The sequence below is a fragment of the Lactococcus termiticola genome (genome assembly GCF_003116835.1).
GTDB classification, from domain to species: Bacteria; Bacillota; Bacilli; order Lactobacillales; family Streptococcaceae; genus Lactococcus; species Lactococcus termiticola.
Genome location: NZ_BFFO01000005.1, coordinates 28,881 through 52,278, shown reverse-complemented (window position 1 = coordinate 52,278; position 23,398 = coordinate 28,881). Strand labels below are relative to the sequence as shown.

The following is a 23,398-nucleotide window of genomic DNA, read 5'->3' as shown; positions in this document are numbered from 1 at the left end:
CTACTCCTTTTATAAGAAATCAGGCTTGTCGCCTGATTTTTTAATTATGTTGATAAACGCTGAAGTCTTTGATGCCAGAAACATTGACCGGCTTATAATTAACCTTGAGGGCCATGGACAGGCTATCTGGGACCTTTTGACCTGCCTCGAGAATGACATACTTGTCCTTCATGTCGGCCACGGCAAGGTCATAGGCCTGCTGGAATTTCACAGGGTAATGACTCGGCACATTGTCGACAGAGGCGACACGACTGGCTAGGAGGTTGATGTTTTTATCAGGAGCTAGGACATAGACCCGGTCCCTGTCTGTGGTATTGGCTGAGACATAGCTGGCAAGCGTCTTTTCCTGGCTGTTTACGGATTTATTCACAAAATGATAAACAGCAGGCAGGGCCAGGGCAAAGACCAGCATGATGAGCGGTGTATAGAGGTACTTGCTCAGGTAGCCAAAGACATCCTGCCGGCCCTTGGCCAGGCTTTCTCCGATAAAGAGGATGAGGAAGGGCAGGAGGGCCAAGATATTGGTAAAGTCATAGGCCTTGCTAAAGAGAATCAGCAGGAAAGTCAGGATAGAACCCAGGAGCATCAGGATGTGCCAGGTCATGGCAGGGCCTGATTTGTGGAGGTTTCTAAAGCCTTGATAAAAGGCAAAGATAAATCCTGAGATGATCAGGGCCAGGACACTGTGCCAGAGATTGTTTATCGAGAGGCTGCTCAGGCTAAACTGGCTGAGGGGCATGATGATGGACTGCTCGATTGAAGTATAGAGGGTCTGGGCGTTCAGAGCGTAGTAGGCGGTCAGATAGCCGATGACAATGAAGCCGAAGATGCCGGCCAAAAGCTGGTAGAAGCCTCGGCCAAAGCGACGCTGGCTGATGTTGTAGATGAAAATCGCAATGATGCTAAGTGCTGGAAAGAGCAGAAAGATCGGCGAAATCGTCAGGATAATCGCGGTAAAAATACCAAAGAGGATGAATTTTTCATCACGGCCATCATGATGGATGTACTGGTCAACAAAACGGGCAATCCAGAGGGCAAAAGGCAGGGCAAAGAGGCTGGCTGTATCTCCCCCGTGGGCGATGCCGGCAATGATGAAGATGCTAAAGCTTGCAACGGTCAGGCTCAGCTTTTCGCTCTGGGTCTGCCTAAAGAGCAGGTTGTGAATCAGTAGGGCACTAAAGAAAAGGGCAGCCAGGCTGAAGATATAGAGCAGGAGCGTGGTCCCTAGTGTGTTTCCAATTTGGTTAATCAGATAGAAGAGGCTACCGCCATGGCCGTAAAAGTCATTGTAGGGCGTTAGGCCGAGTTGCATGGCAAGACCTGAATAGAGGTTTTGCGACTGGCCTGAGCTTGCAAGGATGCTCCAAAGTGGGAAACTGTAGAAGCTGGCACTGGCGATGAAGCTGACCAGGAGAAGGATAGGGTAGGGTACTGCCTTTCCGGCCTTCTTTTCTTCTTTTTGCTTGTCGTGGCTGAATTGTCGGCGACCTCGGCTGGAGTTGCTTGCTGTTCTAGGAGGGCGGCGAGTTGCTTCGCTTTCGACAGCTTGGTCTTCGTGAGAAGCAGGCTCCTGAGCAGTTGCTTCGACTTGTTCATCGGGGCTGTCTTCGATTTTAGCAGTTTCAGTTTCAGTGTAAATGTCAGTTTCTGGACTGCTGTTTTTATCATGTCGTCTTGAGCGTGAGGCTGACTGGGCCCGCTGGCTGCGACTGTATTTGGTTTCATTTGGCATGATGAATTTCTTCCTTAAATAAGCTTAGAAAACGAGCTATATATTAGCGTTATAAAGCATTATACCAAAAAAAGGGGTGGGACTCAAACTGCTTGCAAATAGAAAGCTGGAGGCTTATTCCTATGATTGCCGTTCCGCTCCAGCGTCTGGGCCCTTTTTCCGTGAGGCCGCAAGCAAACCGCTTTGCGGTTTCATTGCTAACTCTGAAGCCCTGCGGTCTTCAGAGTTTCCTTTTTCACGGCTAAAGGGCCCAGGCACTGGAGCTACACTGGTTTAGTTTCTTTTTGCAGTTGTGAGTCCTGGGGAGGGGACTGAAGTCGTCCTCATGTGAACTGTGCCTAAAAGGAGGCCTTGTGGCAAATATGCAATAAATTAGGCACAAGTGGAGTGGAGGAAATCTGAGCCCATCATAGTGGAATATGGCAATTCAGAAGACCGCAGGGCTTCTGAATTAGCAATGAGACCGCGAAGCGGGCTGCTTGCGGCCCCACTATGATGGGCTCAGATTTCCGGAACGCAACGACTCTTCCCAAGTCTAAGGAGGAAAACTCCATTTTTGTTCAGTTTCGAGGCAACAAAAAAGCCCATATAAAGGGCTTTCCAAACTTTAGTCTTCCTGTTGCTCCATGAAGGCGTTGAAGGTGTCTTCGATGAGGTTCCACTCTTCTTCGTTTTCTTCTGGGATAGGCTCGAGGTCGCCTTCTGTGCCGTCTTCGTTTTGTGTGAAGGAGTAGGCTTGGATTTCGACTTCGCCGTTTTCGTCTTCTTCGGCCTCAACAGGCATCACGAGGACATAGTTCTTACCAAATTCTTCCTGGCCGTCGATGGTCAAAAGAATCTGGTAGAGGCTTTCATTGCCGTTGTCGTCAACCAGTGTGATGAAGTCTTCATCATGGCTGTGGTCGTGTTCGTGGTCATGAGTGTGTTCTGTCATGAGATTTCCTTACTTAAAATAATTTCTGGCTGTCAAGATAATTTTGTAAAATGAGGACAGCTGCGAGTTTATCAATGGATTTCTTGCGGTCTTTGCGACGGACACCGCCATCAATCAGGACTTTTTCAGCCTGCATGGTGGTCAGGCGTTCATCCTGATAAAAGACGGGAAGGCCAAAACGCTCGGTCAGAGCCTCGCCGTAGTCCCGGCTCGCCTGGGCCCGAATGCCCTCGTCGTTGTTCATGTGCTTGGGCAGGCCAATGATGACCTTCTCAGGCTTCTGGTCAGCGATGAGTTCGGCCAGTCGTTCAAAGCCGAGCTCTCCTTTTTCCGTGTTGACCTTGATGGTCTCGACAGGCTGGGCGGTCATGCCGAGCAGGTCAGAGATGGCGACACCGACGGTCTTTGTCCCGACGTCAAGGCCTAAAATTCGGCTGTACATCAGAGTTGCACACCGTGGGCTTTCAAGTAGTCCTTGATGAGCTCTTCGACGATGTCATCACGGTCGAAGCGACGGATTTTGTTGCGGGCTTCGTCGTGGCGGGGAATATAGGCAGGGTCACCAGAGAGGACGTAACCTACCATTTGGTTGATGGGATTGTAGCCCTTGGCTTGGAGTGCCTGATAGACATTGACCAAGGTCTCGCTGATTTCTTTTTTGCTTGAATCATCAAATTCAAAGCGGACAGTTTCATCGGTAAAACTCATAGAGACACCTCCTTATTTTTGCGTGTGTAAAATTTTACGATATAGGCTTATTATAAGCTATTTTTCATGATTTATCAATTGATTTTCATTTATTTCTTATGATATGTGCTTCATTTGGTCGCTAGCTTGCAGAAAGCCGGACAAACGCTGTGAGGCCCCCAAGTAGACAGCTTTGCTGTCTACTTGCTAAATGGCGAGCCCTTTCGTTCTCACCATTTGCCTTTGCTCACAGTGTTTTCCGGCTTTCTGCAACCTAGCTGGTTTATTTAATAAATCATGACTAGCTGGGAGGGCTGTCCTGCTCTTGAGGCGGGGTTTTGGGTTATGGCAGGATGTTGCCTGCGGCGAGGTAGAGGGCGTACCAGTCGTCGTGGCTGAGGCTGATGTCGCTGGCGTCGGTGACTTCTTTGATGCGTTTAGGGTTCATCGTGCCGATGATGGTCTGCATCATGGCTGGGTGGCGACTGATCCAGGCGATGGCGATACCGCTTGGTGTGGCATTGTATTTTTCAGCCATTTCATCAAGCTTTTTATTGAGCTCTGGGAATTTTGGATTGCCGACAAATGGGCCTTCAAAGAAGCCATACTGGAATGGAGACCAGGCCTGGATGGTCATCTTGTTGAGGCGAGAATAGTCGAGGATGCCGTTGTCATGGACAAGGCTCCCTTCGTCTTTCATGTTGACGTGGAGGCCCGCATCAATCATGCCGGTGTGCATGAGGCCAAATTGGAGTTGGTTGAAAATCAGGGGCTGTTTGACCGCTGTCTTCAAGAGCTCGATTTGGCCTGGGTTTTGATTGGACACACCAAAATGACGGACCTTACCAGCTTTTTCAAGGGCATCAAAGGCTTCAGCAACCTGCTCAGGCTCGACCAGAGCGTCTGGCCGGTGGAGGAGCAGGGCGTCGAGATATTCGACCTGGAGGCGTTTTAAGATGCCGTCCACGCTTTCGATAATGTGGTCTTTGCGGAAGTCAAAGGCGACTCCAGGGCGGATGCCGGTCTTAGACTGGATGTAGACCTGGTCACGGCTGATCGACGTCTTCTTGAAGGCTTCACCGAAAATCGTCTCGCACTCGCCACGGCCGTAAATGTCGGCGTGGTCGAAGTAGTTGATTCCACCGTCAAAGGCCGTCTCGAGGACCTCGACAGGTTTTTTGTCAGGCTCGTTGAGGTGCATCAGACCAAGCACAACCTGGCTGGCTTTCATATCAGCGATTTCTAAATTTCTCATGTTTCCCTCCTTTTGATTACGTTTTCATTATAACATTTTTAGAATAGAAAGGGAGGATGATGTGGTTTTTGATGTTTTGGAGGCGTTGCGTTCCGGAAATCTGAGCCCCTCATAGTGGGGCCGCAAGCAGACAGCTTCGCTGTCTCATTGCTAATTCATAAGCCCCTTTGGGTCTTCTGAATTGCCTGATTCCACTATGAGGGGCTCAGATTTCCTCCACTCCACTAGTCCTAAGTAATAAATACCATAATCTCTGAGAGAAGGTGTTTTGCTAATACAGTGGAGCTTCAGGTCAGGCAGGCCGTCGTGGTGAAATTTGGCAACTCTGAAGACCGCAGGGCTTCAGAGTTAGCAATGAAACCGCAAAGCGGTTTGCTTGCGTGCCCGCCACAAAGGGCTGTCTGCCCTGAAGCGGAACGACTCCAACAAAGCAACAAAAAAAGAGCGGTACACCGCTCTCCATCAGTCTTGATTAAACTGTAAGTGAAGCACGTCCCTTACGACGACGAGCTGAAAGGACGCGACGTCCGTTTTTAGTCGCCATACGTGAGCGGAAACCGTGAGTGGTCTTACGTGGTTTTTTATGGGGTTGGTAAGTACGTTTCATTCTAATTTATTCCTTTCTCGAGAATCTCTGCATAAAGCATACCAAACAATTATATACTAAGAAATCAAACTTGTCAAATTTCTTTAGTCACAACAATATATCGATTATACTCCTGGCCCTCAGAATGGCTCTTTACACCCGTTTCACGGGCGAGCAGACTATGAATCGCCTTGCGTTCGTTGGATTGGAGGTCATTGATATAGACGGTCTCACCCTGGCGGGCACGCTCGGCGGCCCGGTAGGCGAGGCTGTTGATATAGGCCTTGCGTTTTTCGTGATAATCACCGACATTGACCGCCACATTCAGGTGTTGGTCTGAGATGCTGTTGGCATAGGCTTTGGCAATCAACTGCAGGCTCTGCAGAATCTTGCCGTGCTTGCCAATCAAGAGGGCATCTTGATCAGAGGTCAGGTTGAAGACGAGGATGTCTCGCTCTTTTTTGACCTCTGCCTTTGAAGGGACGCCCATACCTGCGGTGATTGAGGTGAGGTATGAGCTAATCCTTTTTGACGCTATGTCTTCGGCATCAAGGCTAAGTCCTGTTTCAGCCATTTCAGGCCCACTGACCTCAGGAGCATCCTGGGCCAGGTTTTCTTCAGGGACAATGGCCCGAGCTTCTTCAGGGGTTGGGACCTCGAGGGTGCCGTCAGCAATTTGCTGTTTGGCCTCTTCAATCAACTGGTCACGTTCTTCTGCAGAAAGCTCGCCTTCGGCCTCTTTTTCAGCGGCTTTGACGGCCTTGACGACTTGGCTCAGCTCGAGTGTCGCTTCCATAGCGGACTGGGCCTTTGGTACGCCGAGGTTAACTTCTTCAACGTCGATACCACGTTCAGCCAGGCGGTCAGCCTTTCTGACGGTTTCTTCTTGGATGGGCTCGATTGAGACACGGGCCCGCTTTTTACCAAAGCCAAGGAAACCCTTTTTTTCTTTTTGTTCAACGTAGATATGGACGTTTTCACGATTCACATCCAGTCGCTTGAGGCCACGTTCTACCGCTTCCTCAACTGTATTTCCAGTAAAAATAGTCATTGTTTAACTACTCCTAACCTTATTTCTTTTTCGCCTTCTTCATGGCCTTTTCACGGGCCTTGATTTTATCTTTTTCGGCTTTTACTTTTTCTTCACGGGCTGCAATGATCTTCCATGGATTGGCTAAGACCAAAGTTTGGCCGACCTGGAAGGCATTAGATACCACCCAGTAGAGGGCGACACCGGCTGCGATATTCCATGAAATAAAGAGGATGAAGACCGGCATGATATAGGTCATGCTTGCTGTCATGCCGTTACGCTCAGGGGCTGATTTCATCATGAGCCATGAGCTCAGGAAGGTAAAGGCAGCAGCGAGAATAGGGAGGATGTAGATGGGGTCTTTCGTCCCGATGTCAAACCAGAGGAAGGCTCCATGTTTGAGGAAGTCAACCCGGGTCAGGGCCTGATAGAGGGCCCAGAGAATTGGCATCTGGATGAGGAGGGGAAGGCAGCCCATATAAGGGTTAATCTTGTGCTCAGCGTAGAGCTTTTGCGTTTCCTCCTGCATGAGACGACGGCTATCCGGGTCTTTGCCAGGATATTTTTGCTGGATTTTCTTGATTTCCGGCTGCACTTCTTGCATGCGTTGGCTGGACTTGATTTGGATGTTCATCAGAGGCAGTAGGACTGCACGGATGATGACGGTAAAGAGGATGATCCCAATACCGGTCAAGCCACCAAAGGACAAGAAGTGGATGATCTGGGCAAAGGCGTAAACAAACTGATCCCAAGCATTGCTTGAGTGCTGTGTTACAGCAGCTTGACCACAGGCCGAAAGAAGGACTAACGCAGCAGCTGCCATACTAAGCAGGCTTATTTTCTTCTTCAATCTTTTTCTCCATTGTGATAGATTTTTGATAGTTTGAGGAGATGTTTCAAATTTGATTGGACGGCTTGGAAATCGAGTGCTTCAACCCCAGGCCTTGCGATAAGGACAAAGTCAACGGCTTCGATGTTGGCTTCCATGCTCCGAAGGGCATGCCGCATCAGGCGTTTGACCCGGTTTCTGGTCACTGCATTTCCAAGCTTCTTGCTCACAGAAAGTCCGACCCGGTAGTGGGGGACACCTGTTTTGAGCTTATAGACCACAAATTTTCGATTGGCAAAGCTATCTTTGGCGGCAAAAATCTGATCGAAATCCTTCTGCCGCTTTACACGATATGATTTTTTTATTGCCAAAATTTCTCTCCGAACTACAAAGTATCAGCTACATTTTAGCATAAAGACCGGGATTTGTCATTTTTAGGTTTTGATTAGGGCTTGGGAGGTGGGGCTGTTGACTTCCAGAAATCTAGGAAAGATGCAGTGGGGTCATCTTTGTGGCTACCGCCACTACGCTCTCCAAGCTCGCTAAGTCGCTGAAGCGACTAGTCGCATGGGCCAAGCAGCCCACTTCGCGGTCTCATTGCTAATTTAGGAGCCCTTTGGTCTTCTAAATTGCCTTATGCCACTGCATTTTCCTAGATTTCTTCCACTCTACAGCCTGGCTGACAGGGTTTGAAATCTACCTAAGAAAAGGTTTGATTGGCAAGAGTGGAGTGCAGGAAATTCTGAAAAAAACACTGTAAAAGAAGGCAAATGGCGAGACCGGAGGGCTCGCCATTTAGCAATGAAACCGAAGGCTTGCTTGCGGCCTCACAGTGCTTTTTTCAGAATTTCCGGAACGAAACGGACACCATGCAAGGTTTCTATTCCCCCAAATCCCCCAAAAGCTGTTTTAACATATAATCGAAACTGTCTTCAGCCGGATAGGCCTTCTGGAAGTAGCCCAGACGGGAGAGGGTGATAAAGCCGTGGAGGCTGGAGCGAAAGAGACGACTGCGGTGGTAGATTTCTTCGTCGGTCAGCTTGAAATTCTCCAGCGTCACCCGAATCAGGCGGATGTTTTCGATCGCAATCTCCTCGAGCTCAGGGCTGTCGCTCTCGTGGATGATGTTGAGCAGGTCGTAGACCTCGCTGTATTTCTCGGCGAAGCTCTTATAGGTCAGGGCGTAGGTCTCGAGGGCGGCGATGGGCTTTTTGCCAATCATGGCCCGGGTGAGCTCCTGGTTCAGCTCTTTTTGTAGCTGGATGGCTGTGGCCAGGCGGACCTCGCCCATGTTTTTGAAGTGGTTATAAAGCGAGGGAGCTTTAATAGAAAAGTATTCTGCCAGCCTCGGGAAGGAGACTTTCTCAAGACCCTGCTCTTTTGAAAGCTCGATGCAGGCCTGGACGATTTTTTCTTGGGTTAATGCAGCTCTGGGCATGATCTGATGTATCCTTTTTAATGTTTTAGGAAAATTATAAAACTATTTTTATTAAAAATCAAGAACTTGGTCTAGTTGACAAACTACTAAAGATAGTTTTATAATAAATTTATCATGACGGAAAAAATTAAATCTAAATTTAGCTTCCAGGCTGACTGGCAGAGAAACCTGGTCGTGCTCTGGTTTGGTTGTTTTATGACCGGGGTCGGTAGTTCGCTTATCACGCCCTTTATCTCGCTTTATGTCTCCAGTCTTGGCCATTTCAGCAAGACTGAGCTCAATCTCTGGAGCGGGGCCATCTTTGCGGCCAGCTTTGTGGTGCTCGCCATCGTTTCCCCACTCTGGGGCAAGCTGGCTGATGAAAAAGGCCGTAAGCTTATGCTCCTTCGAGCCAGTCTTGGTATGGCCATTACCATCACGCTGATGGCCTATGTGACTGCTGCTTGGCAACTTCTGCTCTTGCGGATGCTCCTCGGCGCCTTCTCAGGCTTTATCTCCAACTCTATGGCCCTGATGGCCAGCTCTTCTCCGAAGGAAAAATCGGGCCGGGTCATGTCGGTTTTGACGACTGGCTCTGTGGCCGGGACCCTGATTGGCCCGCTGATTGGCGGTGTCCTGGTGGCCTGGGTTGGCTACCGTCACGTCTTTAACGTGACCGGTGTCATCATGTTTTTGGTCTTTCTCCTGGCCCTCTTCTTTGTCAAGGAAAATTTTACGCCGGTCAAAAAAGACCAGGTCGCCCAGGGCTTCAAGCAGGTCTTTTCATTGTTCAGCCATCCTGCCGTCATCTGGGGGATGTTTTTGACCACCATGATTACCCAGATGACCAACCAAAGCATTAATCCGGTCCTTTCCCTCTATGTCCGAGAGCTCATGCATTATCAGGGAAATATCACGTTGATGGCTGGGATTATTGCGGCGGCTCCTGGCCTTGTTACCCTGGTGGTTGCACCCCAGCTGGGCCGGTTGGGCGATAGGATTGGCCAAAAGAAGATTTTAGGGGCCGGCCTCTTTTTCTCGATGGTCGTCTTTGCAGCGACAGCCTTCTCGCAGTCTGTAACCTTTCTCTTAATCATGCGGTTTTTGGTCGGTGTGTCAGACGCCGCCATCTTGCCGAGTGTCCAGGCGATTTTGGCCAAGGAGGCTCCGAGACAGGTCACCGGCCGAATCTTCTCTTACAATCAGTCTGCCCAGGCTATTGGGGCCTTTGCAGGACCCTTGCTTGGTTCTGTGATTGCCGGCTTTATTGACTACCGCTATGTTTTTGTAGCTTCAAGTATTCTGGTTATCATTAATTTGTTTAATTATTTTACCCATACAGGCGGGCTGAAGAGCCGGGCCTTGTGGTCATAAAGGAAAAAAGGCGAACCCTTGCGGTCTCGCCTTTTGCCTTTTTCACAGTGTTTTTCAGAATTTTCTCCACTGCACTCCTAGCTCAACAGGGCTAGGTTTTTATAATTCTCTAAGGAAACAATCACTATAGTAACGCCTTTTTAGCTGCCTCAACCTGAGCCCGGACCTGCTCAAATCCAGTCCCGCCCAGTGAATTTCTCCGAGCCACCGCCGTCTTAGATTGTAAGACTTCATAAATATCTGCTTCAATCAGAGGGCTTGCGGTCTGGTAATCCTCAAGACTGATGTCCTGCAGATAAGTGCCCTTTTTCGTGCAGTCTAAGACGAGTTTTCCGACAATCTCATGGGCCTGACGGAAGGGGAGGCCCTTGCTGGCCAGATAATCGGCGAGCTCGGTGGCGTTGGAGAAGTCTTTTTCTGTAGCCCTGGCCATGATGTCCTTGTTGACGCTCATCGTGGCCAGCATGCCGTTCATGACTTCGAGCGAGGTCATGATGGTGTCGGCTGAGTCAAACATGCCCTCTTTGTCTTCTTGGAGGTCCTTGTTATAGGCGAGGGGAAGCCCCTTCATGAGGCTGAGCAGGCCCATGAGGTTGCCGTAGACCCGGCCTGATTTTCCACGGATGAGCTCGGCCATGTCCGGATTTTTCTTTTGGGGCATGATGGAAGAGCCAGTCGAGTAGGCGTCGGATAGGCTGACAAATTGAAACTCATGACTGCACCAAAGGATGAGCTCTTCACAGAGGCGGGAGAGGTGCATCATGAGGAGGGAGCTGTTTGACAGAAACTCCAGGATAAAGTCCCGGTCAGAGACGGCATCGAGCGAGTTGGCATAAGGCGCGGCAAAGCCAAGGAGCTCAGTCGTCCGCTCGCGATCAATCGGGAAGGTCGTCCCAGCCAGGGCCGCAGCCCCCAGGGGATTCATGTCCGTATGCTTGAGGTTAAATTCAAATCGGTCGGCATCCCGGCTCAGCATCTGATAATAGGCCATGAGATGCTGTCCAAAGCTGATAGGTTGGGCGTGCTGGAGGTGGGTATAGCCGGGAGCGATGGTCTCGATGTTGTCTTCAGCCAGGTCGACTAGGGTCTGGCGGAGCTGATGGAGCAGGCCGAGGACATCTCTTATTGTCGCCTTCAGATAAAGGTGCATGTCGGTCGCCACCTGATCGTTTCTCGAGCGGGCCGTGTGGAGCTTGCCTGCGACAGGGCCGATGGTCTTGTGCAGATGGGTCTCCATGTTCATGTGGATGTCTTCATTTTCGATGTTAAAGTCGATCTCGCCGGCCTCCAGCTTGTCTTTGAGTAGGCCGAGGCCGTCAGCGATTTGCTGGGCTTCATCAGACGAGATAATGCCGGTCTCACCCAGCATGGTCACATGGGCTAGCGAGCCTTGCAGGTCAAAAGGGGCCAGCCTTTGTTCGTATGTGATAGAGGCGCTAAAGGCCTCGGTCTTTTTGTCCAGGCCCTGCTCGAAGCGACCGCCCCAAAGTTTCTTTTCTGGCATAGTTTTTCCTTATTATCTATTGAAATTAATCTTCTTCATTTGAAGCGCCATTGACCTGTGTATTGACCACAGAAGGCAGGCCCCAGAGCTTGATGAAGCCGACAGCTGCAGCCTGGTCAAACTGGTCGGCAGAGGTATAGGTCGCAAGAGCCTCATTATAGAGGGAATTGCTGGCAGATTTCCGACCGACCGGGATGGCGTTGCCCTTGTAGAGCTTGATTTTCACAGTGCCGTTGACGACAGTCTGCGTGGCATCGAGATAGTGAATCAGAGCCTGGGTCGCTGGATTGAACCAGAGGCCATTGTAAATCAGGTTGGACAGCTCATTTTCGATGACGGGCTTAAAATGGGCGAGCTCCCGGACGAAGGTCAGGTCCTCTAAGTCCTTGTGGGCCTTGAGAATGGTGATGGCGGCCGGACATTCATAAAATTCCCGGGACTTAATGCCGACCAGCCGGTTTTCGATGTGGTCAATCCGGCCCACGCCGTGCTTGCCGGCGATGATATTGAGCTCTTTAATCAGCTCAGAGAGGAGCATTTTCTGACCGTTGAGGGCGACAGGAAGGCCGGCCTCGAAATCCAGTTCGATAAATTCAGCTTCATTTGGGGCATCTTCGACAGAAGAGGTCATAAAGAAGGCATCCTCTGGGCAGGTGTTCCAAGGGTTTTCAAGGACGCCGGCCTCGATGGCCCGGCCCCAAAGGTTCATGTCAATTGAATAAGGGCTCTCAAGCGTGGTCGGCACCGGCACGCCGTGCTCCTTGGCAAAGTCGATCTCTTCCTCCCGAGACCAGTGCCATTCCCGGACGGGGGCGATGACCTTGATGTCTGGGGCAAGTGCATTGATGGCGACCTCAAAGCGGACCTGGTCGTTGCCCTTGCCGGTACAGCCGTGGGCGATGGCGGTGGCCCCGGTCTCTTTGGCGATTTTCACGAGTTCTTTGGCAATCAGAGGCCGGCTGAGGGCTGAGACGAGGGGATATTTATTCTCATAGTAGAGATTCCCCTTGATGGCAGCACCGACGTAGATCTTGGCAAATTCTTCCTTGCAGTCGATGACGTGGGACTCGACGGCACCGACGGAGAGGGCCTTGTCATGGATAAACTGGAGGTCTTTGCCCTCACCGACGTCCATACAGGCAGCGACCACATCGTATTTTTCTGAGAGCCATTTGACGGCGACACTGGTATCTAAACCGCCTGAATAGGCGAGTACAATCTTTTCTTTTGTCATGGGCAGGTATCCTTCTCTAATTTAATATATATGCATTATAATGCATAAAAATACATTTGTCAACTCTTTTGGTTAAAATTGATTAAACATTGTTATCAAAGAAAGGCCGGCCTTGTATATCATTTTTGAGGGGGAGAAAACTTTGATATAATTAAAATATAAAAGGAAGAGGAAATAAAAAGTTAGAGTCATGGAGCCATGGCAGAGTGGTAATGCAGCAGGTCTTCTAGGCTGGACCTGTCTACCGCCAAGCGGCACAGGGGTTCAATTCCCCTTGACTCCTAATAGTTGCCTACTCCTTTTCCTCCCCTCCTCCCTGGGGAGGTTTTTTTGTATGAGTTTCGAGCCAAAAAATGCGACCAAAGGAAGCATTTTTGGCCGAAACTCAACAAAAAAAGTTGCAGATAAGGAAAACGCAGTTTTCCTCCTTCGTGCTAAAATTTTGAGGTCTCAATGCGACAGAAGGAAGACATTGCCGCCGCAAAATAAAAAAGTGGATAAGAAAAACGCAATTCCCAAGCTAAAACCCAGCCATTTCTAATAGGAGTCCGATTAAGAAGATGGTCAAACATTCCAATCCTGAAAGCCCTTCCTTCTTATGTTAAAATAAAAGAAAAGCGTCCTCAATAAAGGAGAAAGCATGAACATATTAGAATACGATCCCTACCTGGAGCCCTTCAAGGAAGACCTGTCCAAACGGCTTTTTGACTTTGCCAGGACCAAGAAACGCTTACTGGGTGTTGATGGCCGATTGACGGATTTTGCCAATGGCTACAAGTACTTTGGCTTCCAGCAAGAGGCGGACCACTGGACATTTCGGGAATGGGCTCCCAATGTTGAGGCGGCTTATCTGGTCGGGGATTTCAATGACTGGGATGGCAAGAGCCATGAGCTCAAGGCCGGCTACGGCGGGGTTTGGGAGCTGGTGGTTCCTGGTAAATTGCCGGTCGGCTCAAAGGTCAAGGTCCAGCTGATGGTTGATGGCAAACCCCTTTACCGGGTGCCTTCCTATATGAATTACGTCGTCCAAAACGAACGTTACGAGATGGACGGGGTCATCTACGAGCCCAGCTATCAGTTTAAGCATCAGGCACCAGCCCTAGGCAAAGAAGCCCCGCTGATCTATGAGGCCCACATCGGGATTTCGACCGAAGAATACCGAATCAATAGTTATCGGGAGTTCAGAGAAGATGTCTTGCCAAGAATCAAAGCAGACGGTTACAACACGATTCAGCTCATGGCCATCATGGAGCATCCGCTCTACGCCAGCTTTGGCTACCAGGTCAGTAATTTTTATGCGGCTTCTTCCAGATTTGGGACGCCGGACGAACTCATGGCCCTGATTGACGAGGCGCATGGCATGGGGATTCGGGTCCTGCTAGATGTCGTGCATTCTCATGCGGTGAAAAATGTCGGCGACGGCCTCAATCTCTTTGACGGTACGACCAGTCAGTATTTCCATGAGGGGGAACGGGGCGAGCACCGGGAGTGGAATACCAAGCTCTTCAACTACGGGAAAGACGAGGTGATTCATTTTCTTCTCAGCAATCTCAAGTTCTGGCTGGATGTCTACCGTTTTGACGGTTTCCGCTTTGATGGCGTGACCAGCATGCTCTACCATGACCATGGCCTAGGGACAGCTTTTACAGACTACAGCAAGTATTTCTCCCTAAACACAGATGTTGAAGCCGTGACCTATCTTATGCTGGCTAATGAATTGATTCATGAGTTCAGACCAGGGGCAACCACGATTGCTGAAGATATGTCTGCTATGCCCGGCATGGCCCTGCCGATTTCAGACGGCGGTATCGGCTTTGACTACCGGCTCTCGATGGGGATTCCGGATTATTGGATTAAGCAATTCAAGAAGAAGACCGACGACCAGCTGGACTTGATGGAGCTCTGGTGGGAGCTGACCATCCGACGGCCGGGCGAGAAAAACATTGGCTATGCGGAAAGCCATGACCAGGCACTTGTCGGTGATAAGACCCTCATGATGTGGCTGGCCGATGCTGAGATTTACACCAAAATGGATATTCATAGCCAGAGCCTTGTGATTGATCGGGCTATCGCCCTCCACAAGCTGGTCCGCTTAGTCACTTTTAGCCTGGCTGGCGAAGGTTATCTTAATTTTATGGGCAATGAATTTGGCCATCCAGAATGGCTGGATTTCCCACGCGAAGGCAATGGTGACGACTACCAGCACGCCAGACGGCAGTGGTCGCTGGCTGAAAACGAAGGCCTCCGTTTCAAATACTTACTGGCCTTTGACCAGGCGATGATTGCCTTGGAGCACGACCATGACTTTTTGGCCAAGTCCAATGAAGTCCAGCAGAAATGGGTCAAGAATGAAGACAAACTCCTGGCCTATCAAAAGGGCGAGCTCCTCTTTGTCTTTAATTTTCATCCGACAGAAATGAAACAGGTCAGCTTTGCGAGCGGTCCGGTCGAGCTAATTTTTGATACGGATGATGCGAAGTTTGGCGGCTTTGGGCCCAGGTCGAGCTTTAACTATGAAGCAGGAAGCTTCTCTGCTGAGCTGGCTGCCAGGTCGGCGATGGTCTTTAAGCTGACCTCTAAAGATTGACTTCTGAAAAAGCAGGGAAAGAGGAATCAATTTTCGAGTCAAAAACGTTGACGTTTCTAAAGCTGATTTGTAAACTAAAGTTAAGAAAGGAGAGAAAGTTAGAATTTTTAAGGAGGAAATAATGGAAGCTGTATTAAAAGTCTCTCCAGAACAACTGGAGAAAGTTGAGAGAGAGCGCTTAACCTTCCTGGTCCTGCCCAAGACTGACTTAGAAGCTGGCGAGAAGTTCAGACTCGTCGCCTACGGCTCTGACGTTGAAGGCAAGACAGGCTACCTAGCCTATGACCCCTTATATAAGGGTTACAAGGCCATGCTGAGAGGCTGGTCTGGACGTTGCTCCAATGACAGCCGCTATCTGACGACCGATGAAGCAGACGGCCAAGAGGTTCGCCTGCTCAGTAAGTTGGATAAGCTGGATGATGAAGCCTACCTCTACGATTATGATCAGGCCATGATCCAGGAAGAACTGGGTCAGGCCGAGATTCCAGATGATGCAGAAGTTCTATTTTTATTAAAGGAGAAAAAATGAGCGATAAATCACACAAGGCGACTGCCTACCTCGATGACAAGGTCATCGCAAAAACCGATGCTGCTGTCTTTTTAGAAGGCAATTACTACTTCCCTAAAGAAGACGTTTCTCTCGACTATTTCGGTGAAAGCAGCCGGACCTATACTTGTCCTTGGAAGGGCTTGGCTAACTACAAGCACCTCCAAGTCGACGGCAAGGTGGTCGAAGACGCTGCCTGGACCTATCAGGCCCCATCAAAAGCAGCAGAAGAGATCACAGGCCATATCGCCTTTGACCAGAGTCTGGGCATCCGCGTGGTTGCTGAGGCATGAAGGTCAGGCTGTTGCCGGATGATTTATGATTAATGATTAAGAAAGAGGCAACTGAAATTGCCTCTTTTTTATAGCCCTCTGAAGGATTTTAGGTTAAAATGGAAATATGACAAATATCGAGCTAAGGTCAGACGAGCGCGTCGATGAGATTGCAGCCTCTGGCATTCAGATTATTCAAAGCCGGGAGGTCTTCTCCTTCAGTATTGATGCGATTCTTCTGGCCCGCTTTCCCCAGCTTCCAGGGGCTAAGGGGAAGATTGTCGACCTCTGTGCTGGCAACGGTGCGGTCGGTCTTTTTGCGGCCTCAAAGACCAAGGCCCATATCACAAGCGTAGAAATCCAGGAGCGACTGGCTGAGATGGCTCAGCGGTCGGTTGCCTTGAATGGCCTCAATGAGCAATTTACCATCATCAATGATGACCTGAAAAATAGCATGGAGCACCTCCAAGACTCTAGTACTGACCTGATTTTCTGCAATCCTCCTTATTTTAAGGTCGACGAAGACAGTCATATCAATGAAAACCATCACTATACGCTGGCCCGACATGAGCTGACGACCAATCTGGACGAGATTTTTTCTCTTGGGAAACGCCTTCTAAAGACCAACGGCCACTTTGCCTTGGTCCACCGTCCAGAGCGCTTCTTCGAGATTATCGACACCATGCGGGCCCACAATCTCCAACCTAAATGGATTCAGTTTGTCTATCCCAAAGCCGACCAGCCGGCCAATATCCTCCTGATTGATGCCATCAAAGACGGCAAGGAGGGAGGAGAGGTCTTCCTGCCACCACTGATCATCCATGAATCAGACGGCTCTTATACGAAGGATGTGGATGAGATTTATTACGGCGAGCACTAAAAAAACGAGAGGGACGGCCTTCTCGCCTTTTTTAATTTCACGTGAAACATTGATAAGTCATTATGGATTCATCACTCGAATCACTCATATAGCTCTTGAAAAGATTTTGCAGGGCATGCTGAAAGCACGGATAGTGCGACATGACAAAGCAGATATCTAACATCATTCTGCGAGATTAGAAAAACTTGGGGTATCCCAAGTGGATTTGCTGATATTTAGTCGGCAATCAAGGCTTTTTAGGCTATGCTTGAGTAATTACTTAGCGGCCTAGCGCGAGCCTACTATAAAATCTGACAACTAACAACATTCTGCGAGAAAAGAAAAAATGTCCCCCGGACATGTAAAGTTGTGAACCTGTTTCAAGCCGTTTCACCATAGTCTCTAAGCTCATCGCCGCTTCTGGAAGCTCGGATAGTGCGACCTGAAAAAGCAGATATCTAACAACATTCTGTGAGAACAGAAAAACTTGGGGTATCCCAAGTTTTTTCAATAAAGCATATCGTAAATTTCAATCGCTACAAGGTCGATGTCATCAAAGAGTGCAGGGTCTTTTTGTTTTGGATAACGCAGTGAAAATGCCTCTTCTTCAGGAATGTAGCTGACGGTCAAGAGGACTTCGCCTTCACGTTCAAAATTGTAGGTTTCTTTTGGATCTGCCGCATCGATCAGGCGATTCAAGCGGTCAATAATCGTTGTTAAGTGTGATTTCATAAGATTTCCTTTCACAGTTAGGGGGCTTATTCAGCGTCCTTCTTATCTATTTTAACATAAGTCTGCCAATTTTTGGCGAGTTTAGTGGCTTTCCGGGCAAAAAGCCGGGCACGACTCTGCTCGCGTCGCATGGATTTTCGGATGGCGACAGGCATTTGACGGATGCTGTCCTCGACATTTCCAGGAAATTGCTGGGCCTCGAGTTGCTTCTTTTGATTGTAATCAATAATGGTATCCAGATAAAAGAGATAGACCTGCTTAGCAAAGTTTTCAGCGGAAATCTCATAGAGCTTGTCTTCAAACTTCTGCTTGTCAATCGCTTTTTTCTCCTGACAAACATCAATCATCATCTGGGCGAGGCCGGACTCATCATCACAAAGCTCGCCAAACTCACTGTCATCAATGAGCTCAGCCAGGTAAGGATTCCAGATGGCGAGCACTCGGGTGCCGGCAGCTAGGGCCTCGAGAAAGGTCAGACCCTGGGTCTCAGAGGTTGAAGCTGAGATGAAGTAGTCCGCTGCCTTGTAGTAGTAGGCGGTCTTCTTGTTTTCAACCTTGCCGGTAAAGAGGACTTGCTGCTCTAAGCCGAGTTCAGCCACCTGCTCTTTGAGATTATCTGCAAAAGGTCCGTCGCCGACGATGACCAGCTTGACCTTGGCTGAAGCCAGAACCTCAGGAAGGGCGGCAGTCACAGCCTGGATGTTTTTTTCAGCAGCAATCCGGCTCAGGCTCAAGAGCATGGTCTCATCGTCAGCAATCCCCAGCTTTTCACGGAGTTCAGCGACTTCGGCGTTAGTAATATCGTCCCGCTTGAATCTTGAAATCTCAATTCCTGTCGGAATGACCCGCTTGGCCTGGCTGACCTCGTAGCTATTGACTGTATCCAGCACCATCTCACTCGGGCAAATCACGCCTTGAGTCCCATGCAGGAAATTCCGGATGATGTATTTGACCATGCTGGGGCGAATCAGGCGGCCCTTGGCAATATAATGCAGATAGTCTTCATACTTGGTATGCATGGTGTGGATGACCGGCACCCGGAGCTGACGGGCGACGAGCTTGCCCAGAATCCCCATCCCAAACTCGGTCTGGGTGTGGATGATGTCCAGATGATACTCCTGGGCAATCTGATAGGCGGCAAAGACGCCTTTGATGACGACCTTACGCTCAGCTAGGGAGACAAAAGGAATCGACTGGAGGCGGACGATGTTGTCCGGCTCATGGTCGACATCGGCGGCAGGGTCAGTCGTCGTAAAGATATGGACCTCGTGGCCGAGCTTTTCAAGCTCCATGCTGAGGGTCTGGATGCTGGTCGCAACACCAGAGATTTGTGGAAAATAACTGTCTGTAAATAAACCGATTCTCATGACTTTTCCTTTATAGACGCATGGTCTCTTCATAGGCAGCCTTGAGCTGCTCTGCGATAGTTTCAATAGAACGGGACTGGGCAATGGCATAGCCGGCTTGGGTCTTGTTGACATCACTATGGATAATGCCTTGGATGGCCTTGACAAAGCCCGGCACATCGCTCGCAAGGCTGGCCGCCTGCTGGTCAAGCCAGCCCTGGTAGACCGGGATGTCACGGACGACCACATTTTGTTGGCTGGCCAGGGCCTCGAGGACGACGATGCCCTCGGTTTCTTCTCTGGACGGGAAGAAGAAGACGTCAGCCGCCGTCATTGCCCCCTCAAAGACGTCGCCCTTGATATAGCCGGGGAATTCGACATTTTGGGGATGGTCCTTTTGGACCAGGTGTCTGACCTTGGCTGGCACCGTCCAGAGGTTTTGATAGCCAAACCAGATAAAGCGGGTGTCAGGCATGCTTTCAGCGACCTTGACAAAGTCATCAATGCCCTTTCTCATAAAGTAGAGGCCGGCCGAGATGACGACCTTTTCGCCGGCTTGAATCTTAAAATGCTCACGAAATGCGGCTTCTTTAGCTTCGTCCCGTTGGTATTTCGCCAGGTCAATCCCATTTGAAATAGGAAGGATGGGGCAGGTAATCCCGTAGCCCTCAATCAGGCGCTTAGAATAATCTGTCGGCGTGATGATAAGGTCGGCCTGCTTGTAGAAGTGCATCAGATAGCTCTTAAAGAGGGGGGCAATGAGATTGGAGCCGATGAAGGAGTTTTGAAAGTCCTCCTTGGTCGAGTGGCCGTGGAAGATGACCTTTTTTCCTGCCTTCTTGGCCTGCTTCAAGAGTTTCCAGGCCTTGAAGCCGTATGTGTTTAAGTGGAGAATGTCGTAGTCGTCGGCTGGATCACGGGTCCAATCGATGTTCATCAGGTCCAGGGCCCGTTGCTGGTGTTTCATGGCCCGGCCAATCCCTGAGCGACTGAGAAATTCTTCCGCTTCTAAATAGAGTAAAATTTTCATCTGACTCTTATTTTATCACAAAGCCAGAGGAAATGAAAAAGGCTTTTTGTTAATTTTTAGGAGGGGCTGGGCTCCGCAACAGAAAACTCGCCATTTCCTGTGTGGCCGCAAGCAGACCGCTTTGCGGTCTCATTGCTAAATTGGGAGCCTAAGGTCTCCCAATTTGCCTTTTTACACAGTGAATGCCAAGTTTTCTATAGCTCCGCCCTGGCCAAAATGACCTCTGGGGAGAGGAAATAAGTACAAGTGGAATGGAAGAATTGCTGGCCATCCGCAGTGAAAAAAGGCAAGTCTGGAGACGCAAAGGGGCTCCAGACTTAGGAATGGAAGCCGAAGGCTTCGCTTCCGGCCTCACTGCAGATGGCCAGCAATTCTGGAATGCAACGTTTCCCGCAAAAACTAACCTACTTCAACCTCTCCTGTAATTTCTCCACAAAAAGATAAGCCGCAGGGCAGGTGACGGTGTTTTTGATCGTCAAGTGGTTAATCTGATAAATCTTCTTCCGGTCGGTATGCGGAAACTCTCGGCAGGCCTTGGGGCGGACCTCGTAGATGTCGCAAAGCTTGTCAGGGCCTAAAAATGGGCAAGGCATGCCCTTGAAAATCTTGTCTCCGTCTTCATCGACGACCAGGTATTCTTCCTCAAAATCCGCCAACTTCATCCTCAAAAACTTGGCAATCCGCTCAATATCAGCTTCGGTAAAGAGTGGCCCCAGGCTCAGGCAGCAGTTGGCACACTGGGTGCAGTCGACCTCGGCAAAGACTTCCTCGTGGATTTCTTTTGTGATTTTATCAATGTTCTTCGGTGCTTTTTTCTTGAGGCTGGCCAAAAACTTGCGATGTTCCTTCTGCTTTTGGAGGGCCAGATCCCTGTAGTGTGCGATGTCCATTTTGTTATTATAGCATAGTCTAAAGGCCTATGCTATAATGGATTAAAGCTATTTTAAGGATATGGAGTTTGTTGAGTTATGAAGTCATTTTTAGACTTGGATAAAAATCTGCAACTCCGCCTAGTGATCGTTTTCCTAGGCTCTTTTTCTTATGGGACGGTTTTTTCGTCCATGACCATCTACTATAATATGTATATGGGCCTGGCCTTGACAGGCCTCCTGCTAGCCCTGATGTCTCTGGCAAGTTTTATTGCCGGCCTTGTCGCAGGCCACCTGGCCGACCGCCTGGGGCGAAAGCCTGCCGTCGTTGGTGGTGTGATCCTCCAGGTTCTTGGTGCCATCATGGCCTTGGCTTCCAATTCGCCTTTGGGCGTAAATCCCTGGACGACCTATTTTGCCTTCATGTTGATTAGCATCGGCTTTTCTTCGATTTCTACAGCTGGCAATGCCATGATCATCGACCTATCAGACGCTAGCAATCGAAAGACTGTCTTTGCCCTGGACTACTGGGCTCAGAATCTCTCAGTTATCTTTGGTGCAGCCATCGGAGCCTGGCTCTTCAAGCATTATTTCTTTGAGCTCCTCTGGATCCTCCTTGCGACCATCCTCATCGAGCTCTGGATTGTCGTCTTTCCGATGACTGAGACCCTGCCCAAGGACTTTGAGGCCAGCCGGGAAAACATCTTTCATGCCTACATGACGGTCGCCAAAGACAAGACCTACATGATTTTCCTTGTGGCCAATATCCTCTCGATCAGCGTGATTTTTCAGTTTGACAACTATCTGCCGATTCATCTGGCCGACCAGTTTCAGAGCTTCTATCTCTTTGGCCTGGAAATCTACGGCCAGCGGATGTTTACGATTTACCTGATCATTGCCTGCGTCATTGTCGTTGCCTTTATGGGCCTGGTCAATCGCTTGACAGAAGGCTGGAAGAATTTGACCGGCTTTAAGATTGGTGTTGTTGTCATGACGGTCGGGATGGCTTTGAGCTTTTTGACCGTGACCTGGCTGCCCATGGTCATTGCCGCTGTCGTCTATACCATCGGCGAGATGATTTATACGCCCAACGTCCAGGTTATCGGGGCTGACCTGATGGACCCGGAGAAAATCGGGGCCTATAATGGAGCCAGCTTCATCCGCCAGCCGGTCGGATCGATCATTGCTGCTGGCCTGGTTTCCCTGTCGGCCTGGGTCGGCTCTGTTGGTGTCTCAGCCATCATGAGCCTCCTGACCATCCTAAGCATTCTGCTTGCCAGCCTTGCCGTCCGCCGACATGAGAAAGGTTTATAAAAGATGAACGATTTTAGAAAACTCCATCCGGCCATCCAGCTCCGGATTTTCATGGTCTTCGTCGGGACGCTGACCTTCTCGACGGTCGGCTCATCCATGACCATCTATTACAATCAGCATCTGGGTGCCGGGATTACCGGCTTTTTGCTGATGGTCTCAAGCCTCGTGACCTTTTTTGTCGGCCTCTGGGCTGGCCATCTCTCCGACCGGCTGGGCCGTCGGCCAATCATGCTGTATGCGACTCTTTTGACGAGCTTGGGTGGCCTGATTGCCGTCTATGCTAACTCGCCTTGGTATTTTAATCCCTGGCTGACCTACCTCGGTTTTTTGATTCTCGGCTTTGGTTGGGGCTTTTACAATACGGCCAGCATGGCCATGATGGTCGATTTGACGGATTCTGACAATCGTAAGATTGTTTATTCATTGCAATATTGGGTCATCAATGTGGCGATATTGCTGGGTTCAGCTATCTCTGGCTGGTTCTTCAAGCACTATCTTTTTGAGCTTTTGATTGCCATTACGCTGGAGGAAGTCCTTAGCTTTGTCCTGGTTTTCTTCTTTATTGACGAGTCTTTTAACCCCAAGACGGCTGAACACAAGTCAGAAAGCAATATCATCAAGGCCTACCGCTTTGTGGCCCGTGACCACACCTTCCTTTATTACTGCTTTGGCTCGATTTTTACCATGATGATTTTTGGCCAGGTTGACTATTATCTGCCAGTCCATCTCTCTGACCACTTTATTACTAGTCATCTTTTTGGCTTTGAAATTTACGGCCAGCGAATGCTGACGATTTTCCTAATTATTAATACGGCCTTGATTGTTGCCTTTATGGGGACGGTCAACCGCCTGACCAAGCACTGGTCGAGGAGCTGGGGCGTGGGACTTGGGATTAGCATTCAGGGCCTGGGCTTTATTCTGGCGATACTTTTTCGTGATTTTACCGGCCTCGTCGTCGCTTCAGTCATTGCGACCCTGGGCGAGATGATTTTTGTGCCTTTTTCACAGGCTTTAAGAGCCGACCTCATGGACGGAGATGCCGTCGGGACTTATTCTGGAGCCTTTTCTGTGGTCAACCCCATGGCTTCTATCCTAGGCTCGCTTTCGGTCTCTGCCTCAGTTTTCCTGGGCAATACAGGGATGGCTGGCCTGCTCTTTGTCGTCGTTCTGCTTGGACTCTTTCCGATACTGACGGCTGTGAGGCGACATGAAAGGCCTGTTAAATAAAAGTTGCAGAATTTCTAGAATGAAAGGAAGCGA

The 23,398-nt window shown here is 49.6% G+C and carries 24 protein-coding genes and 1 tRNA gene; 9 read left to right on the top strand and 16 right to left on the bottom strand.

From position 1 onward, the window contains the following. Positions 1–40: 40 nt before the first annotated feature. The 10 genes from NtB2_RS04725 to NtB2_RS04680 all read right to left on the bottom strand — a co-directional run bounded on the left by NtB2_RS04725 (position 41) and on the right by NtB2_RS04680 (position 8,491). Positions 41–1,732, bottom strand: a complete 1,692-nt coding sequence (locus tag NtB2_RS04725) for a glycosyltransferase (protein ID WP_109245801.1) — start codon at positions 1,730–1,732, stop codon at positions 41–43. A 607-nt stretch (positions 1,733–2,339) separates the two neighbouring features. After that, positions 2,340–2,666 carry a DUF1292 domain-containing protein gene (locus tag NtB2_RS04720; protein ID WP_109245800.1) on the bottom strand — a complete coding sequence of 109 codons (327 nt, stop codon included), beginning with the start codon at positions 2,664–2,666 and terminating at the stop codon, positions 2,340–2,342. Positions 2,667–2,679: 13 nt separating this feature from the next. Continuing rightward, positions 2,680–3,108 carry a Holliday junction resolvase RuvX gene (gene ruvX / locus NtB2_RS04715; RefSeq protein WP_109245799.1) on the bottom strand — a complete coding sequence of 143 codons (429 nt, stop codon included), beginning with the start codon at positions 3,106–3,108 and terminating at the stop codon, positions 2,680–2,682. Further along, positions 3,108–3,374, bottom strand: a complete 267-nt coding sequence (locus NtB2_RS04710) for an IreB family regulatory phosphoprotein (protein WP_109245798.1) — start codon at positions 3,372–3,374, stop codon at positions 3,108–3,110. The genes ruvX and NtB2_RS04710 overlap by 1 nt, the downstream gene beginning before the upstream one ends. A 322-nt stretch (positions 3,375–3,696) precedes the next feature. Further along, a complete protein-coding gene (locus tag NtB2_RS04705; protein WP_109245797.1) occupies positions 3,697–4,608 on the bottom strand; it encodes an aldo/keto reductase in 912 nt (303 codons plus the stop codon). 472 nt (positions 4,609–5,080) lie between these two features. Beyond that, complete coding sequence (gene rpmH / locus NtB2_RS04700; RefSeq protein ID WP_109245796.1) at positions 5,081–5,215, bottom strand: 50S ribosomal protein L34; 135 nt, start codon at positions 5,213–5,215, stop codon at positions 5,081–5,083. A 73-nt stretch (positions 5,216–5,288) separates the two neighbouring features. Further along, a complete protein-coding gene (gene jag, locus NtB2_RS04695) occupies positions 5,289–6,245 on the bottom strand; it encodes an RNA-binding cell elongation regulator Jag/EloR (protein WP_109245795.1) in 957 nt (318 codons plus the stop codon). Positions 6,246–6,264: 19 nt separating this feature from the next. Further along, entirely contained in the window at positions 6,265–7,074 is an 810-nt protein-coding gene (locus NtB2_RS04690; protein ID WP_109245794.1) for a YidC/Oxa1 family membrane protein insertase, read from the bottom strand. Then, a complete protein-coding gene (gene rnpA, locus NtB2_RS04685; RefSeq protein WP_109245793.1) occupies positions 7,071–7,424 on the bottom strand; it encodes a ribonuclease P protein component in 354 nt (117 codons plus the stop codon). The genes NtB2_RS04690 and rnpA overlap by 4 nt, the downstream gene beginning before the upstream one ends. A gap of 509 nt (positions 7,425–7,933) precedes the next feature. Further along, a complete protein-coding gene (locus NtB2_RS04680) occupies positions 7,934–8,491 on the bottom strand; it encodes a TetR/AcrR family transcriptional regulator (RefSeq protein WP_109245792.1) in 558 nt (185 codons plus the stop codon). 114 nt (positions 8,492–8,605) lie between these two features. On the opposite strand from NtB2_RS04680, the gene NtB2_RS04675 reads away from it, so the two are divergent. Further along, complete coding sequence (locus NtB2_RS04675; RefSeq protein WP_109245791.1) at positions 8,606–9,844, top strand: multidrug efflux MFS transporter; 1,239 nt, start codon at positions 8,606–8,608, stop codon at positions 9,842–9,844. Positions 9,845–9,968: 124 nt separating this feature from the next. Here NtB2_RS04675 and argH read toward each other — a convergent pair whose 3' ends face one another. Continuing rightward, positions 9,969–11,348, bottom strand: coding sequence for an argininosuccinate lyase (argH, locus tag NtB2_RS04670; protein WP_109245790.1), 1,380 nt, complete (start codon positions 11,346–11,348; stop codon positions 9,969–9,971). A gap of 25 nt (positions 11,349–11,373) precedes the next feature. Further along, complete coding sequence (locus tag NtB2_RS04665; RefSeq protein ID WP_109245789.1) at positions 11,374–12,582, bottom strand: argininosuccinate synthase; 1,209 nt, start codon at positions 12,580–12,582, stop codon at positions 11,374–11,376. 192 nt (positions 12,583–12,774) lie between these two features. Here NtB2_RS04665 and NtB2_RS08615 point away from each other — a divergent pair. The 6 genes from NtB2_RS08615 to NtB2_RS04640 all read left to right on the top strand — a co-directional run bounded on the left by NtB2_RS08615 (position 12,775) and on the right by NtB2_RS04640 (position 16,868). Further along, positions 12,775–12,865, top strand: a tRNA-OTHER gene (locus NtB2_RS08615). A 51-nt stretch (positions 12,866–12,916) separates the two neighbouring features. Then, positions 12,917–13,123 (top strand): hypothetical protein, encoded by a 207-nt coding sequence (locus tag NtB2_RS08535; RefSeq protein WP_125194959.1) that lies wholly within the window; start codon positions 12,917–12,919, stop codon positions 13,121–13,123. Between the two features lie 99 nt (positions 13,124–13,222). Then, entirely contained in the window at positions 13,223–15,169 is a 1,947-nt protein-coding gene (locus NtB2_RS04655; RefSeq protein ID WP_109245787.1) for an alpha-amylase family glycosyl hydrolase, read from the top strand. Positions 15,170–15,290: 121 nt separating this feature from the next. Next, positions 15,291–15,698, top strand: coding sequence for a hypothetical protein (locus tag NtB2_RS04650; RefSeq protein ID WP_109245786.1), 408 nt, complete (start codon positions 15,291–15,293; stop codon positions 15,696–15,698). Beyond that, the gene (locus tag NtB2_RS04645; protein WP_109245785.1) at positions 15,695–16,009 is read left to right on the top strand and encodes a DUF427 domain-containing protein; all 315 of its coding nucleotides are present in this window, start codon (positions 15,695–15,697) and stop codon (positions 16,007–16,009) included. The genes NtB2_RS04650 and NtB2_RS04645 overlap by 4 nt, the downstream gene beginning before the upstream one ends. A gap of 106 nt (positions 16,010–16,115) precedes the next feature. Further along, positions 16,116–16,868, top strand: coding sequence for a tRNA1(Val) (adenine(37)-N6)-methyltransferase (locus NtB2_RS04640; RefSeq protein ID WP_109245784.1), 753 nt, complete (start codon positions 16,116–16,118; stop codon positions 16,866–16,868). 486 nt (positions 16,869–17,354) lie between these two features. On the opposite strand, the gene NtB2_RS04635 is transcribed toward NtB2_RS04640, so the two are convergent. The 4 genes from NtB2_RS04635 to NtB2_RS04620 all read right to left on the bottom strand — a co-directional run bounded on the left by NtB2_RS04635 (position 17,355) and on the right by NtB2_RS04620 (position 20,845). Beyond that, on the bottom strand, positions 17,355–17,579 hold the full coding sequence (locus NtB2_RS04635; protein ID WP_109245783.1) for a DUF1797 family protein: 225 nt from the start codon (positions 17,577–17,579) through the stop codon (positions 17,355–17,357). A gap of 26 nt (positions 17,580–17,605) precedes the next feature. Beyond that, on the bottom strand, positions 17,606–18,946 hold the full coding sequence (locus NtB2_RS04630) for a glycosyltransferase family 4 protein (protein ID WP_109245782.1): 1,341 nt from the start codon (positions 18,944–18,946) through the stop codon (positions 17,606–17,608). 10 nt (positions 18,947–18,956) lie between these two features. After that, complete coding sequence (locus tag NtB2_RS04625; RefSeq protein ID WP_109245781.1) at positions 18,957–19,955, bottom strand: LTA glycolipid anchor biosynthesis glycosyltransferase, IagA/BgsA family; 999 nt, start codon at positions 19,953–19,955, stop codon at positions 18,957–18,959. A gap of 404 nt (positions 19,956–20,359) precedes the next feature. After that, complete coding sequence (locus tag NtB2_RS04620; protein WP_109245780.1) at positions 20,360–20,845, bottom strand: YkgJ family cysteine cluster protein; 486 nt, start codon at positions 20,843–20,845, stop codon at positions 20,360–20,362. A gap of 78 nt (positions 20,846–20,923) precedes the next feature. Here NtB2_RS04620 and NtB2_RS04615 point away from each other — a divergent pair, with 78 nt between their 5' ends. Then, on the top strand, positions 20,924–22,138 hold the full coding sequence (locus NtB2_RS04615) for an MFS transporter (RefSeq protein ID WP_109245779.1): 1,215 nt from the start codon (positions 20,924–20,926) through the stop codon (positions 22,136–22,138). Positions 22,139–22,141: 3 nt separating this feature from the next. After that, entirely contained in the window at positions 22,142–23,365 is a 1,224-nt protein-coding gene (locus NtB2_RS04610) for an MDR family MFS transporter (protein WP_109245778.1), read from the top strand. Positions 23,366–23,398 lie beyond the last annotated feature (33 nt).

Bases quoted from the DNA above. Each gene is read 5' to 3' on its own strand.
- NtB2_RS04725 (WP_109245801.1), bottom strand. From the start codon at position 1,732: ATGCCAAATGAAACCAAATACAGTCGCAGCCAGCGGGCCCAGTCAGCC.
- NtB2_RS04720 (WP_109245800.1), bottom strand. From the start codon at position 2,666: ATGACAGAACACACTCATGACCACGAACACGACCACAGCCATGATGAA.
- ruvX (WP_109245799.1), bottom strand. From the start codon at position 3,108: ATGTACAGCCGAATTTTAGGCCTTGACGTCGGGACAAAGACCGTCGGT.
- NtB2_RS04710 (WP_109245798.1), bottom strand. From the start codon at position 3,374: ATGAGTTTTACCGATGAAACTGTCCGCTTTGAATTTGATGATTCAAGC.
- NtB2_RS04705 (WP_109245797.1), bottom strand. From the start codon at position 4,608: ATGAGAAATTTAGAAATCGCTGATATGAAAGCCAGCCAGGTTGTGCTT.
- rpmH (WP_109245796.1), bottom strand. From the start codon at position 5,215: ATGAAACGTACTTACCAACCCCATAAAAAACCACGTAAGACCACTCAC.
- jag (WP_109245795.1), bottom strand. From the start codon at position 6,245: ATGACTATTTTTACTGGAAATACAGTTGAGGAAGCGGTAGAACGTGGC.
- NtB2_RS04680 (WP_109245792.1), bottom strand. From the start codon at position 8,491: ATGCCCAGAGCTGCATTAACCCAAGAAAAAATCGTCCAGGCCTGCATC.
- NtB2_RS04675 (WP_109245791.1), top strand. From the start codon at position 8,606: ATGACGGAAAAAATTAAATCTAAATTTAGCTTCCAGGCTGACTGGCAG.
- argH (WP_109245790.1), bottom strand. From the start codon at position 11,348: ATGCCAGAAAAGAAACTTTGGGGCGGTCGCTTCGAGCAGGGCCTGGAC.
- NtB2_RS04665 (WP_109245789.1), bottom strand. From the start codon at position 12,582: ATGACAAAAGAAAAGATTGTACTCGCCTATTCAGGCGGTTTAGATACC.
- NtB2_RS08535 (WP_125194959.1), top strand. From the start codon at position 12,917: ATGAGTTTCGAGCCAAAAAATGCGACCAAAGGAAGCATTTTTGGCCGA.
- NtB2_RS04655 (WP_109245787.1), top strand. From the start codon at position 13,223: ATGAACATATTAGAATACGATCCCTACCTGGAGCCCTTCAAGGAAGAC.
- NtB2_RS04650 (WP_109245786.1), top strand. From the start codon at position 15,291: ATGGAAGCTGTATTAAAAGTCTCTCCAGAACAACTGGAGAAAGTTGAG.
- NtB2_RS04645 (WP_109245785.1), top strand. From the start codon at position 15,695: ATGAGCGATAAATCACACAAGGCGACTGCCTACCTCGATGACAAGGTC.
- NtB2_RS04640 (WP_109245784.1), top strand. From the start codon at position 16,116: ATGACAAATATCGAGCTAAGGTCAGACGAGCGCGTCGATGAGATTGCA.
- NtB2_RS04635 (WP_109245783.1), bottom strand. From the start codon at position 17,579: ATGAAATCACACTTAACAACGATTATTGACCGCTTGAATCGCCTGATC.
- NtB2_RS04630 (WP_109245782.1), bottom strand. From the start codon at position 18,946: ATGAGAATCGGTTTATTTACAGACAGTTATTTTCCACAAATCTCTGGT.
- NtB2_RS04625 (WP_109245781.1), bottom strand. From the start codon at position 19,955: ATGAAAATTTTACTCTATTTAGAAGCGGAAGAATTTCTCAGTCGCTCA.
- NtB2_RS04620 (WP_109245780.1), bottom strand. From the start codon at position 20,845: ATGGACATCGCACACTACAGGGATCTGGCCCTCCAAAAGCAGAAGGAA.
- NtB2_RS04615 (WP_109245779.1), top strand. From the start codon at position 20,924: ATGAAGTCATTTTTAGACTTGGATAAAAATCTGCAACTCCGCCTAGTG.
- NtB2_RS04610 (WP_109245778.1), top strand. From the start codon at position 22,142: ATGAACGATTTTAGAAAACTCCATCCGGCCATCCAGCTCCGGATTTTC.